The sequence below is a fragment of the Vallitalea okinawensis genome, from assembly GCF_002964605.1.
GTDB classification, from domain to species: Bacteria; Bacillota; Clostridia; order Lachnospirales; family PQDH01; genus Vallitalea_A; species Vallitalea_A okinawensis.
In genome coordinates, this window is the sequence record NZ_PQDH01000006.1 from 143,052 (window position 1) to 156,827 (window position 13,776).

13 protein-coding genes are annotated in these 13,776 nt (G+C 33.8%); 7 read left to right on the plus strand and 6 right to left on the minus strand.

Annotated features, from left to right (window positions below):
• Positions 1–8 precede the first annotated feature (8 nt).
• The 5 genes from C1Y58_RS16610 to C1Y58_RS16630 form a co-directional block, all read right to left on the minus strand.
• Complete coding sequence (locus tag C1Y58_RS16610; RefSeq protein WP_105617215.1) at positions 9–1,313, minus strand: ABC transporter substrate-binding protein; 1,305 nt, start codon at positions 1,311–1,313, stop codon at positions 9–11.
• A gap of 28 nt (positions 1,314–1,341) precedes the next feature.
• Positions 1,342–2,166 carry a carbohydrate ABC transporter permease gene (locus tag C1Y58_RS16615; protein ID WP_105617216.1) on the minus strand — a complete coding sequence of 275 codons (825 nt, stop codon included), beginning with the start codon at positions 2,164–2,166 and terminating at the stop codon, positions 1,342–1,344.
• Positions 2,167–2,176: 10 nt separating this feature from the next.
• Positions 2,177–3,040 (minus strand): carbohydrate ABC transporter permease, encoded by an 864-nt coding sequence (locus C1Y58_RS16620; RefSeq protein ID WP_105617217.1) that lies wholly within the window; start codon positions 3,038–3,040, stop codon positions 2,177–2,179.
• Between the two features lie 213 nt (positions 3,041–3,253).
• Positions 3,254–4,069, minus strand: a complete 816-nt coding sequence (yidA, locus tag C1Y58_RS16625; protein ID WP_105617218.1) for a sugar-phosphatase — start codon at positions 4,067–4,069, stop codon at positions 3,254–3,256.
• Between the two features lie 125 nt (positions 4,070–4,194).
• A complete protein-coding gene (locus C1Y58_RS16630; protein WP_105617219.1) occupies positions 4,195–5,154 on the minus strand; it encodes a helix-turn-helix transcriptional regulator in 960 nt (319 codons plus the stop codon).
• A gap of 210 nt (positions 5,155–5,364) precedes the next feature.
• Between C1Y58_RS16630 and C1Y58_RS26505 the strand changes: the two genes are divergently transcribed.
• The 7 genes from C1Y58_RS26505 to C1Y58_RS16660 all read left to right on the plus strand — a co-directional run bounded on the left by C1Y58_RS26505 (position 5,365) and on the right by C1Y58_RS16660 (position 11,739).
• On the plus strand, positions 5,365–5,538 hold the full coding sequence (locus C1Y58_RS26505; RefSeq protein WP_157950161.1) for a hypothetical protein: 174 nt from the start codon (positions 5,365–5,367) through the stop codon (positions 5,536–5,538).
• A gap of 31 nt (positions 5,539–5,569) precedes the next feature.
• Positions 5,570–6,502, plus strand: a complete 933-nt coding sequence (locus C1Y58_RS16635) for a Gfo/Idh/MocA family protein (protein ID WP_105617220.1) — start codon at positions 5,570–5,572, stop codon at positions 6,500–6,502.
• An 89-nt stretch (positions 6,503–6,591) separates the two neighbouring features.
• Positions 6,592–6,999, plus strand: a complete 408-nt coding sequence (locus C1Y58_RS16640; protein WP_105617221.1) for a VOC family protein — start codon at positions 6,592–6,594, stop codon at positions 6,997–6,999.
• A 235-nt stretch (positions 7,000–7,234) separates the two neighbouring features.
• The gene (locus tag C1Y58_RS16645) at positions 7,235–7,906 is read left to right on the plus strand and encodes a response regulator transcription factor (RefSeq protein ID WP_105617222.1); all 672 of its coding nucleotides are present in this window, start codon (positions 7,235–7,237) and stop codon (positions 7,904–7,906) included.
• 1 nt (position 7,907) lies between these two features.
• On the plus strand, positions 7,908–8,921 hold the full coding sequence (locus C1Y58_RS16650; protein ID WP_105617223.1) for a sensor histidine kinase: 1,014 nt from the start codon (positions 7,908–7,910) through the stop codon (positions 8,919–8,921).
• Positions 8,922–9,041: 120 nt separating this feature from the next.
• Positions 9,042–9,809, plus strand: coding sequence for an ABC transporter ATP-binding protein (locus C1Y58_RS16655; protein WP_105617224.1), 768 nt, complete (start codon positions 9,042–9,044; stop codon positions 9,807–9,809).
• Positions 9,802–11,739, plus strand: a complete 1,938-nt coding sequence (locus tag C1Y58_RS16660) for an FtsX-like permease family protein (RefSeq protein WP_105617225.1) — start codon at positions 9,802–9,804, stop codon at positions 11,737–11,739. Before C1Y58_RS16655 ends, C1Y58_RS16660 begins: the two co-directional genes overlap by 8 nt.
• Positions 11,740–11,834: 95 nt before the next feature.
• Here C1Y58_RS16660 and C1Y58_RS16665 read toward each other — a convergent pair whose 3' ends face one another.
• Positions 11,835–13,769: an FAD-dependent oxidoreductase gene (locus C1Y58_RS16665; protein ID WP_105617226.1), complete on the minus strand. Its 1,935-nt coding sequence runs from the start codon at positions 13,767–13,769 to the stop codon at positions 11,835–11,837.
• Positions 13,770–13,776: the final 7 nt, after the last annotated feature.

Genomic DNA, 13,776 nt, shown 5'->3' on the forward strand with positions numbered 1-13,776 from the left:
TCACCTTTTTACTTTAGTATATCATTAGTACTTTCAATAATATGATCAATACCCTCTTCTGGAGTCATTTGATCATAAGCAATAGCTTCAATTGTTGTTGAAATGAGATCAGAGATTTGTGGGTATTCTTCAATTGGTGGTCTTGCAACACCATGAGTAAGGGCTTCAGCAGCCACTATCATATGTGGATTTTCTTCACCAAATTGAACATATTTTTCACTTTCTCTTGCTGAGTTAGCAACTGGTAAATAGCCAGAACGAATAGCCCATTCAGCATGATTTTCACCTGTTGTCATCCACTTAACAAAATCGAATGCTGCATCAACTGTAGCTTCTTCACCATTATTAAATAAGAAGTAATGGTTTGAACCAAGACCTGTTGCAAGTTGTTCTTTTCCTGGAAGCATAGCTACTCCTACATTCATTTCATATTTATTGATATAAGCATTAGCTGCACCTTGAGTTCCGATAATGATAGCTACTTGTTCTTCTATAAATGGATCTTGTCCTACAGTGATTGGAGCATAACCATCTTTGATGAACTGGCTATAGTATGCTAGTGCTTCTAAACCATTTTCACGATCAAATCCTACCGCAGTATTGTTATCATTTAATATATCTCCACCATTTTGCCATAAGAAACATTCCCAAGTCCAAGTAGTTCTTTCTCCAACTTCAATAGGTAACCAAATAGCTTGGTGTGTATCTGTTGTTAATTGAGGTGCAATAGCGTATAATTCTTCCCAAGTAGTCGGTACTTCTGTAATACCCGCTTCTTCAAACATATCTTTGTTGTAAATAAAGTATAATGTTCCAGCTTCAATAGGTACTGAATAGATTGTATCATTAAATTTACCTGCATTCAATAATCCTTCTGGAATATCAGCAATATATGCATCGTCCATTAAGCCTTCTACATTCACTAATTTACCAGTACTTTCTAATACCCCAGTCCAAGTAGGGTAACCCCATAAGATATCAGGTTGCTCATCAGCCATAATAGCTGCTTGTACTTTTTGTAGCATTTCTTCCCCTGAAGCCACAAATTTAGCAGTTACATTAACTTCATCATTTTCTGCATTATATTTAGCAACCAGTTCATCTAAAACTTCTGCTTTATCAGTTGAATAGCCATGCCAGAATTCAACTGCTACTGGCTCTGCTTCTTCTTTCTTTACATCATCTTTTTTCTCTTCTGTTTTTGTTGTCTCATTTTTAGTCTCTTCTGTTTTTGGTTCCTCAGTTGTTGAACAACCTACTAAAAGGCTAAAAGCTAAAATAAGTACTAAAATAGTCGTTAAACCTTTTTTCATAATTTTCCTCTCCTTAAATAAATAATATTTATTCTTTACCGCCTGAAAAAGCAATACTTTCGATTACTTTTTTCTGGAACAGTAAAAATACAATAATGACAGGTAGCATGGTTAACGTTGTACCAGCCATTAAAGCTCCCCAATCTGTCTCAATGACATTTTGTTCTTTAAAGTAGGCTAAACCTAACTGTAAAGTATACAACTCTTCTTTATTTACTATTAACAAAGGCCAAAAATACTGATTCCATCCGTAGATAAAAATGAGGATGATGGATGTTGAAATGATAGGCTTTGATATAGGCATAACGATTTTCCCAATGATCTGAAAGACATTACACCCATCAATAGCAGCAGCTTCCTCTATCTCCAGTGGTATCTTTAAGAAAAACTGACGTAGCAAGAATACAATCAATGCACTCCAACTGAATGGAATAATGAGACCTTGTAAAGTATTTAATAATCCTAATTCTTTCAACATGAGTACCATGGGTATCATAATCGTTTGAGCTGGTAACATTAACCCTGATAATAGTAGTAGAAATAACAAATTCTTACCTTTAAACTCCATTCTTGCAAATGCATATGCTGCAAGGATAGATGTTACTAGCTGACCAACTATAATACATAAAGTAACAATAACACTGTTTATAAAGAAATCCACAAAAGGAAAACTTGTAACGGCATTCACATAGTTCTCGAAATAAAACTCACTTGGTATCCAACGAATTGGCACCTCAAAAATCTCATTTGGTGGCTTTAAAGAAGTTGAAATCATCCATAGGAAAGGTAAAATCATGATGACTGCACCTAAGTAGATGATGCTATGTTTTAATAAAGCTGATACTTTCTTCATAATTTCCCTCCTATCTTTCTTCTATAAATTTCTTTTGGATGACAGTTATTAAAGCTGTCATAATGAACAATACAAATGCAATAGCAGAAGCATATCCAATTTGGAATTGTTCAAAGCCCACTTTATAAAGATAAGTTACTAACATTTCCGTTGATCCCACTGGACCTCCTCCAGTTGTAACATTGACGATATCAAAAACTTGAAATAAGGAATAAATTGTTGCTGAAACCATGACAAAGAACATGGTTGGCTTAAGCATTGGTACTGTGATCTTAGTGAAACTTTGCAACTTGGTAGCTCCATCGATTTTTGCCGCTTCATAGAGTGACTCTGGTATGGATAATAAGCCTGCAATAAAGATGACCATGTTATAGCCGATGCTTTTCCAGACACCAATAATAACCAGCGATCCCATGGCTAAATTCGGATCTGCTAACCACTTCTGACTTTCCAATCCAAATACACCTATAATGGCATTGAGTAAACCGCTTGAATTAGGTAGAAAGACCCAACTCCATACCACACCAACTGCAACTAAAGATACAATATGTGGTAAGAAATAAATTCCTTTAATAGTTTGATAACCTTTTATTCCATCTTGAACCACGACACTTAGAACAAGAGAAATAAAGACAGCTAAAATGACAGTTGATCCGGCATAAACAACAGTATTCTTAAGTGCATTTATAAAATCTTGACTCTGGAATAGCATCATGTAATTCTGTAATCCAACAAACTCCATTGTTGGTGAAAATCCATTCCACTCATAGAAGGTTAATTTAAATGAGTATAGTAATGGTATTAAGAAAAATAAAGCAAATAGTATGTATGTTGGCAATATGAGTAAATAACCAATATACTTATTCTTTTTCATGGTAACCCTCCATAATTTTATTTAATCAAGTCATTTGATTAATTAGATTATAACCTCTCAATTAGACAATGTCAACAATTAATCCAATGATTTGATTAATTATTTACATGAAATTAATGTAAGTTAAATTTCTTAACATTAAAATAACCCAAATAAAGTCATTTTAGTTTGACTTTATTTGGGCTATTTTATGCACGCTATAGGTTGTAAACACTAAGCTACTTCTTCATTTAACATGAATTTTTTAATAACATGAGCTACACCATCATGGTCATTTGATCGTGTTACATAGCTGGCTACTTCTTTCACTTCCTCAAAAGCATTTTCCATAGCTACACCTAAACCAGCATATTCGATCATTGCTATATCGTTACCAGCATCACCAATGCAGATGATCTCTTCTGATTTAAAGCCAAGTTCCTTCGCAACTGCTTTAACACCAGCCCCCTTGTTAACAGACTTATGTAAAAACTCAAGGAAATATGGTGCACTTCTTAATATGGTATACTTGTCTGTAATGGCCTTAGGAAGCTTTGAAATAATTTCATCCAATAATTCTGGTTCATCGATAAACATCACTTTAACAATAGTTGTTGCATCATCAATTTCGTCTACTGGCATAATATCAATAGGTATACCATTTATATCTGCTTCCACATGGGTATACTTATTATCTACAGGCGTTGTTACTTTGCTATTGGTTAAAGCATGAATATGAACACCTAAATCCTGACTGACTTCGTACAATTCTTTATAATCTTCTACGGATAATGTTGTCTTTGAGATAATATGACCACTTTTCGTCGTTTGAACTAAAGAACCGTTAAATGCAATGACGTAATCTTCATCAGAAATTAAATCCAGATGTTTAAGATGTCTCTTCACTCCCAGTAGTGGTCGACCCGTTGCAATAACCACTTTCTTACCTTGCTTTTTAGCTTCTTGTATCATATCAAAGTTTGCTTTAGAAATTTCTTTATCTTTATTTAATAAGGTACCATCCATGTCAACAGCTATTAATTTATACATGTCTTATCCTCCTGCTTCTTTTTGTCATCATTTCACGTTTTTCTACCCTTAAGGTATCATATCACGTAAGATTATTCAAGAAAGCAGGTAATTCAGATATTTTGTAAAATTAGCTGAATTATTATTCAATTGTGATAGATGGTATACAGTTTACTTACTTCCTCACTAGCATAGTTTCGCAATTCTACAGGTTGAAGGATTTCTATATGACCAATATGATCAATGACAAATAGACATGCTTCTTCAAATTTGTACATATTAACCGTTGCTACAATACCTCCATGTTCCTGATAAGATTCAAGAACATCTAATTGATCTAAAATATATTTTTTAGATTCACTGACTTTAATTGTCGCAACATAATTCTCTACTTGAATACAACCTTCTTTAAATTTTGTTACACTTCCTTGCCAATATTCAGCTAATGAAAAATCTTCTGGTATAATAAAGTCTTCATCTAAAACGTCTACTCTTGTCATGCGTTCACATTTAAAAGTTCTTATGTCATCACTTTTCTCACAATATGCAATAAGATACCATTCCATTCTTTTAACAACTAAACCGTATGGGTGAATGATTCTACTGGATATCTCGCCACTAAATTTTTGATAGTACACGTACAGTTTACTAGACTGCCAAAGAGCCTTTCTTATAGAATCTAAATAGACAACTTGTTTATATTCACCCCACCATGGCGTCTCATCAAAATAGAATCGTTCTCTAGCCTTCCTAATATCTTCGTTATATTCAGAAGGGAGACTGTCTTCTAACTTTAGGAGAGCATTTTTGAGTTTAATACTGGAATCACTCTGTTTATCAGGCTGTATCCCAATGCCACTTAAAAAAAGATTAACAACCTCTTCATTGTGCAGACGATTCATATCCACGGAATAACCTTCCATAAGATAGATACCACCATTGGGACCTGTTGTAGTCGCGATTGGTAATCCAGCTTCGCATAGAGTATCAATGTCTCTATAGACAGTTCGTACTGATGTCTCAAGAGCATCGGCCAGTTCCTTTGCTTTTATTTTTCTTCTCGATTCCAATAACAATATGGTGGCAATTAATCGATGTAGCCGCATAACACTCTCCCCATTCTTTTTATTAAAATATCATTATCCTATCCCTAAAATAATTCCTATTGTTTTACTCCAATATAGTTTAAGTACTGACTCTATTACATAAGTTAATTTTATTATATTATTGTTGACATAATAGTGTCAACAATACATCTATATACTTAAATAAGTATCATATATCTGTTGCAAAAATTCAGTAGGTGGGTGATAAGAATGAGAAACATACTTAAAAAAGTTAACAAGATTAATGAGGGGACAATGAGAAAAGATGCGAAGAAAGACACAATAATAGTATTTTGCGGTTCACAAATAGTAGAGCCCTGGGACGATAGATCTGATTTATGGATGTCCTTATCCATGTCTTCTCAACGATGGGGCTTCTATTAATCAATATAGTACGAGGAAGGGAGTAATAAATATGAAAGTCGGTATATTAGGAACAGGATTTGGTGCTCATCATGCTGCCATCTATACCCAAACCCTAGGGATTGATACCATTAAAATCTTTGGGAGGAGCAAAAGCAAGCTAGAAAAAATTCAAGCCAACCTTCACATTGAAGTGACAGACACTGTAGAAGATATTCTTGACGATCCATCCATCAGCTTAGTGGATATTTGTTTACCAAGCCACTTACATAAAGAATATATTATTGCATCCTTACAGAAGGGAAAAGATGTCTTTTGTGAAACACCTTTATGCTATACTCAGGAAGATCTTATAGCCATAAAAGAAGCAAGTAGACAATATCCAAACAAAGTATTTGTTAATCAATTTATTAAGTTTTGTCCAGAGTTTCAATTAATCAAAGAAGCAGTTGAGGATAACATATACGGGCAATTAAAAGCTATTCATCTTAAGCGGTCCACAGCACCTTTATGGGGTGATTTAGGTTATGACCGTATCGTTACTAATCTGATGATACATGAAATTGATTTCATCACTTGGCTGCTGGGTAATACAAAACGAATCTCTGCATTTGGAAGCTCCAGCAGACAGGATCAAGCCTATGTTAGTGCTCACCTCACATATGATAATACCTTAGTAGAAATAACAGCCTCCTCCATGATGCCATTAAGCTATCCTTTCACTGTAAGTTATGACGCAATCTTCGAAAATGCCTCTTTAAACTTCTGTGAACAATGCTTTGAAAAGGGTAGTAAGGTAACATTAACAGAGTATACCCACGATGGGTCAAAAGAAATACAGCTCCATATCGTTGACTCTGCTAAAGAATCAATCGACCATGTCCTGGCTTGTCTCAATAATGATGTACAATCCATTATTACTGTTGATGATGCTATTCGTTCTCTAGAAGTAGCTGGCCAGATTAAAGATCATATAATGAAATAGGTATTAACCACCTCTTGCATCCCCTAGTTCTACAAGGTATACTTTAATTATAGGTTATTCGAGTTAATTTGTAGAGAAGAGGTGATCCTATGGGTTTTAAAGGTATACATCATTTTTGTATTCAGACGTCAACTTATAAAGAAACCCTTCATTTTTATACCGAGATTTTGGATTTTGAATTGGTTAAAGAGGATATTTATGTACCCAAACGTGCTTATAAAGCTTGGTTGAAATCTGGTGATCTTTTAATAGAAGTATTGACACCCAAGTGCTCTAAACCCTTTAAAGATTATGATAAATTAAATCATGGTATCACACATTTTAGTTTATTGGTTGACGATGCTCATGAAGAATTAAAAAATTTAAAATCAAAAGGCTTTAGAAATTTTAAACCGAAACACGGAGAGATTATATATAAGATTAAAGGTGGCTATCAGTTTAAGTTATTAGCACCTGAAGGAACCGAAATAGAAGTACGTGATTCTGAAGAAATTTAAGAAATCGCTTTCCTTAAAAGCTCTATACCAATAGTAACGATGTAAAACCTACACATCTTGCTAAAGGATAGGGCTTTTCTATATGAAAAAATGGAAATGATGATAAAAAAATATAAAAATATGTTATACTAAGATAGATTTATACCTTACTTGTATGAAGAAGAACTTTGTCTATGACATGAGCTAATAGGCTGAAATAATTAATAGAAGGTATAATAGATTAAAGGAGTTTGTTATGTACAAAATTTTAATTGTAGAAGATGATGAAGTAATCGCGAAAACATTAAAGGATAGCTTAAGCCAATGGGGATATGGGGCGGAGATGGTCAACGATTTTAAAGAAGTTAAAACACAATTTATAAACTATGGACCAGATTTGGTTTTATTAGATATATCACTACCATTTTTTAATGGTTATCATTGGTGTACTGAGATTAGAAAACTCTCTAAGGTTCCTATTATCTTTATCTCATCCATGTCTGACAATATGAATGTCGTCATGGCAATTAATATGGGCGGAGATGACTTTATAGCAAAACCCTTTGACCTAAACATTGTTATCGCCAAAGTACAAGCATTGATTCGCCGCACCTATTCATTTGGTGGTCAGATGAATATTATTGAACACAAAGACGTTATCTTAAACTTAAGTGATGCATCCTTAGAATATAACGATGAGAGAATTGAGCTTACCAAAAATGAATACAAAATCCTACAAGTCTTATTAGAAAATGTAGGGAAGGTTATAACTAGGGATGTGATCATGACAAAGTTATGGGAGAGCGACAGCTTTATTGATGATAATACACTCACTGTTAATGTAGCTAGACTACGTAAGAAATTAGCTACTTATAGCTTAGAAGACTTTATTAAGACAAAGAAGGGTATCGGGTATATGGTGGAATAATATGAAAAAGGAATCTATATTAAGCGTATTTGGGTTATATCTTAAGAGCAAAGCTCCTGGGCTGTTACGCATTTTTCTATTCATAATGACCTTTATTGTTATACTATTTTTGTATAGACAAGAGATGGAAGCTATTTTATATGCCACTTTTTTGGCTGGGTGTGTTATAGGCATACTAGAGTTACTGAGTTTTGGAAAGTTTTATAAAAAACATGGGCAACTCAGTCAGCTAAACGATCATATAACCATGAGCATAGATGACTTGCCAAAAGCTAAAGATTTATTAGAAGAGGATTATCAGCGACTCATCAACACTTGTCGTAAGTATCAAAAAGAAATCATATCAGAGGGTGATTATAGACAAAGTGAAATGCTGGATTATTACACCATGTGGGCTCATCAGATTAAAACGCCTATTGCTGCCATGGGTTTACTTTTGCAGACTTCTGATAATAAGAATCAAAAGGAATTACAAGAACAACTTTTTAGAATTGAACAATATGTTGAGATGGTTTTAGGTTATCTTCGAATTGATAGTACAACTTCAGATCTATATTTTAAGTACTATTCCTTGGATAGCATCATTAAACAGTGTGTAAGAAAGAAAGCTCAGCTTTTCATAAGAAAAAACATCCGATTAGAACTTGAAGAAATCAATTCTAAGGTTCTAACTGATGAAAAGTGGTTAGTATTTGTTATTGACCAAATATTGTCCAACTCTTTAAAATATACAGAAGAAGGACAAGTAGCGATCTATATGGGTAAACAAGAGCAAATGACATTAGTTATTGAAGACACTGGAATAGGGATAGCTGAAGAGGACTTACCTCGAATATTCGAAAAAGGGTATACTGGCTATAATGGCAGGATGGACAAGAAAGCTTCGGGCATCGGTCTATACTTATGTAAAAAAATATTGAAAAGACTATCCCATACTATTGAAGTTCAATCAGTAGTCGGAAAGGGAACCACAGTAAAAATTGATCTATCCACTCTAGAAACAATAATAGAATAAGATAATCTTACATCATTGTAAGTTTATGAAAAGAAATGTAAGCCAATATTATGGTAGGACATTTCTTTTTTATTTATAATAAGGGTAGTGAAGAGATAACAACAGATAAGGAGAATGAATATGTCTTTATTAGAAATAAATAATTTGAAAAAAGTCTATACAACAAGATTTGGTGGTAATCAAGTACAAGCCTTAAGTAATGTAAGCTTTTCAGTAGAGAAAAGCGAGTATGTAGCTATCATGGGCGAATCAGGATCAGGAAAGACAACATTACTTAACATTTTAGCTTCTTTAGACCAACCTACTAGTGGAGAAGTCCTTCTAAATAAGAGAAACTTTAATACCATCAAAGAAAGAGAAATATCAGCATTTAGAAGAGAAAACCTAGGTTTTGTTTTTCAGGATTTTAATTTACTTGATACCTTCTCTCTTGAAGATAATATCTTATTACCTCTAGTTCTGTCTGGCAATAAGTACAATGAAATGAAATCTAAATTAACTCCTATTGCTAAGAAATTGGGCATACATGATTTATTAGCTAAATATCCATATGAAGTATCTGGTGGTGAAAAACAGAGGGCTGCCGTAGCAAGAGCTCTCATTACAGAACCACATATTATTTTAGCTGATGAACCAACAGGTGCCCTGGATTCAAAGTCAACAGATCATTTACTTCAACTTTTTTCTGATATCAACCAAGAAGGGCAAACAATACTTATGGTCACCCATAGCACCAAGGCTGCAAGTCATGCCGGTAGAGTGCTTTTCATTAAAGATGGTAAGGTATATCATCAACTCTATAAAGGTTCAATGACCAACGAAGAAATGTTTGAAAAAATCTCCCATACACTGACAATAATGACAACGGGAGGTGGCTTAGATGAGTAGGATCTTTTATCCTAAACTGGCTATTACCAATATAAAAAAGAATGGGAAAACCTATTTCCCTTATATCATTACATGTATCTGTACCATTGCAATGTACTATATGATGCATGCCTTATCCCTTAATAAAGGGCTTTATGAGATGAAAGGAGGCGATTCTCTTAAAACCATCCTCTCTCTTGGAGTGATTGTTATCGCTATATTTTCAGGGATTTTTCTCTTTTATACCAATAGCTTTCTCATTAAGAGAAGAAAAAAAGAACTAGGTCTTTATAATGTGCTAGGTCTTGGAAAATCACATATCGCTCGAGTATTATTTTACGAATGCTTGTTTACATCCATGTTAAGTCTTACTGCTGGATTGGCATGTGGTATTATCTTAAATAAAGTGATGTTCTTATTATTACTTAAGATCTTAAGCTTTGATGTTCCCTTAGGCTTCACCTTATCAGCACCTTCAATCACCTCAACTTTAATCCTATTTTGTATCATTTTTGGATCAACATTAATAACTAATTTACTACAGATTAAATTATCAAATCCTATTGAGCTTTTGAAAGGTGGGCAAGTTGGTGAAAAAGAGCCAAAAACCAAGTTAGTCATGACATTTATTGGCCTTTTATGCCTACTAAGCGGCTATGGAATTGCACTTAGTGCACCAGATCCCCTTACAGCCATTGTTAGATTCTTTATTGCTGTATTGCTGGTTATGGCAGGTACATATGCCTTATTTACTGCTGGAAGTATAGCCTTACTTAAATTATTAAAAAAGAATAAGAACTTTTACTATAAGACAAAGCACTTTATTTCAATCTCCAGTATGATGTATCGAATGAAAAGAAATGCTGTTGGTCTTGCTAATATCTGCATATTAAGTACGGCCGTTATTATAACCTTATCCGGAACTATTTCTCTTTTTGCAGGGATGGAAGATATCATGAAAACCCGTTTTGCTAGAGATATCAATATATCAAAAGCAGAAGTATCAGTTGGAGATATAAAAAAAATCGATGAAACTCTTAATGAATTCTTAGATAACTATAAAACAAGTAATTATTTTAGTTACAGACGTTATGATTTTTTAAGCGATGTTGAAGATAATCAGTTTAGTGTTGAGAGCTTTGAGAATTTTGATCCTGCTTTTAGTTATGTTGAAGCAGTACCGATAGAAGACTATAATAGAGCTGAGGGCAAGAATATACAACTTGAAGATGATGAGGTCATCCTTTTCTTTGTATCAGGAACATATGGAAAAGACAGTATTGTAATTGATGGGACCACCTATAAAGTCAAAGAGATAAATGAGCTAGAATTTAGTAATAAATCTGATGGTCTTTGGTTAGATTCTTATTATATATTCATGAACGAACCTCATCAATTTACCCAAAGTACAAATCCATTTTATCAAGTTTCCTTTGATATTGAGGCTACTGATGATGAAATTATTCAAATTAATAATGACATAAAAGTAGACTTATCAGCCACAGATATTGAGGCTCGTGTAGAAAGCCGAGCGGGTAATAAAGAAAGTTTCTTAGCAATATACGGTGGTTTATTCTTTCTAGGTATATTTCTTGGAAGTTTATTCTTAATGGCTACAGTACTAATAATCTACTACAAGCAAATATCAGAAGGCTATGATGATAAAGAAAGATTTGAGATCATGCAAAAAGTAGGTATTGATCAAGTAGAAGTAAAGAAAACAATCCGAACACAGGTGCTTATGGTTTTCTTTTTACCACTTCTTTTTGCAACCTTGCACATCGTTGTGGCATTCCCAATTATCACTAAACTGTTAGCAATACTTAACCTCTTTAATGTACCATTATTTTTAATGATGACTGTTGCCACAGTGTTGGTTTTTGCAATGATCTACGGATTCGTCTTTCTATTAACTGCAAAGACCTATTATAAAATTGTAGATGCTAAATAGACTTATGGCTATGAAGGGAGTCTTGGGATATCTTAATTACATTTTAAGTTATCCCTTTCTTGATATTAAAACAAATCTAATACACTCTTATTCTACTATCGCCTTGAATTCCTATCGCAACGTAAACATCTTTCAGCTTCACAGTAAGCTTCATGAGCCGTGAAAGAACTACTTACTTCATCAAATCCACGACTTCTTTTTTTAACGGCAAGTTCATGTTCTTCTTTTTTACCAACATCCCATAGTCCATGATAAAGCTGCTTCTCAGGAATAATAATCTGCTCACCTTCAAACAATCCTGAGCCATCTAGATCTGAATCAATTGCTATAGCTGCTTTTCTACCTTCAGCAATGGCTTTGATAGCAATTCCAGGTTTCCACATATCCCCTACTGCATACACACGATCTGCACTGGTTTTAAATGTAGTCTTATCTACCTTAATAAAGCCTCTAGCATTAGTATGAATATCTTCATCAAGATAATTAATTTCAGGTTTTTGACCAATAGCTAAAATAATGTGGTCAACATTCACATAAATACAATCTTCTTCTCTATATCGAGGAGAGAAGTTGTATTCATCATCAAATACCCTTATGCATCTTTTTAATGTAATACCTTTTAGTTCATTCCCATGTATATTAAATGCTTTATAGCCAAAACCATTTATGAATTCTATTTTTTCTTCCTCTGCTGCTACTTTTTCTTCTTCACTGGCTGGCATCATTTCATAAGACTCCAAACAGGCTAGATATGCTTTATTAGCACCTAGTCTAACTGCTGTTCTTGCAGTATCAATTGCTACATCTCCACCACCAATAATGAGTACCCTTTCTCCTATTCTAGTTCTTCCATGAACCTTAACATCCTTCAATAAATCAATAGCTGTCTCAATGCTTTTTATATTTGGACCAAATCGGTTAGCAATATGACACCCTGTTGCTAAAAGGACTGCATCGAAGTCCCTTCGAATTTCTTTTAATAGAATATCTTTTCCAACTTTTGTATTCACTAAGATTTTACATCCCATATCCTTAAGAATCTTTACTTCCTTATCTATTGTAGTCTGAGGTAATCGATATGTTGGAATTCCACTTGAAAGCATACCTCCTATCGTATTGGCTGCCTCAAAAATTGTAACTTCATAACCAGACTTTGTTAAGTAGTAAGCTGCTGATAAACCTGATGGCCCAGCTCCTACAATACCTACTTTTTTCCCATTTGACTCCATTTTATTTTCTTGATAAACTTCTACCTTTAATGCCATTTCAGAGGCATATCTTTTTAAAGCTCTCACACCAACTGTTTTTTCTAACTCTCCTCTTTTACAATTTGCTTCACAAGGTCTTGAGCAAATTTTACCACAGACAAAGGAAAAGGGATTTTTTTTCCTCATTAAACGATAGGCATCGATTTCATTTCCATCTTTAATTAATGCAACATATCCTGGAATATAAACTCTGGCAGGACATGCGTTGATACACTTGGCATCAATAAGTTTTCTACAAAAGCCTGTAGCACAATATTGATTTTCAATGTGTTCATAAAATTCTTCCTTAAAATTATCGATTAGAAAAGTAAGCAGTTTCTTTAGCTGTCCTTCAATAAATGTTTTACTCTCTCGCTTACATAGGTTAGTAATTACTTTTAAATCCGCTAAATTGGCTTTTCCATCCACAATCTTATTAATTCTATTCCATAGCTCTTTAATAACATCATCCAATTGATTAAGTTCTCTTTTAACATGCTGTATACTAAAAAGAGCAAAATCAACTACACAGGTCCGTTGACCCATAACCATGATGACATTATCCAACTGTTGATCATCAAAATCTTTTATATTACTGTTAAGTTCAGAGCTTGTAATGCATACGCCTAATGGTCCTCCTATCTGAACGAGTTTAATCTTAGATGAATGATCTAGCCCCTCCCCATATTTCATTATGATTGACTTAATTGTTATGTCTTCAGATATATGAAAGAAGCCACCCTGTTTGATATCACCCATCAACAGTATTTCTCTATTTGTCATAGGTTCT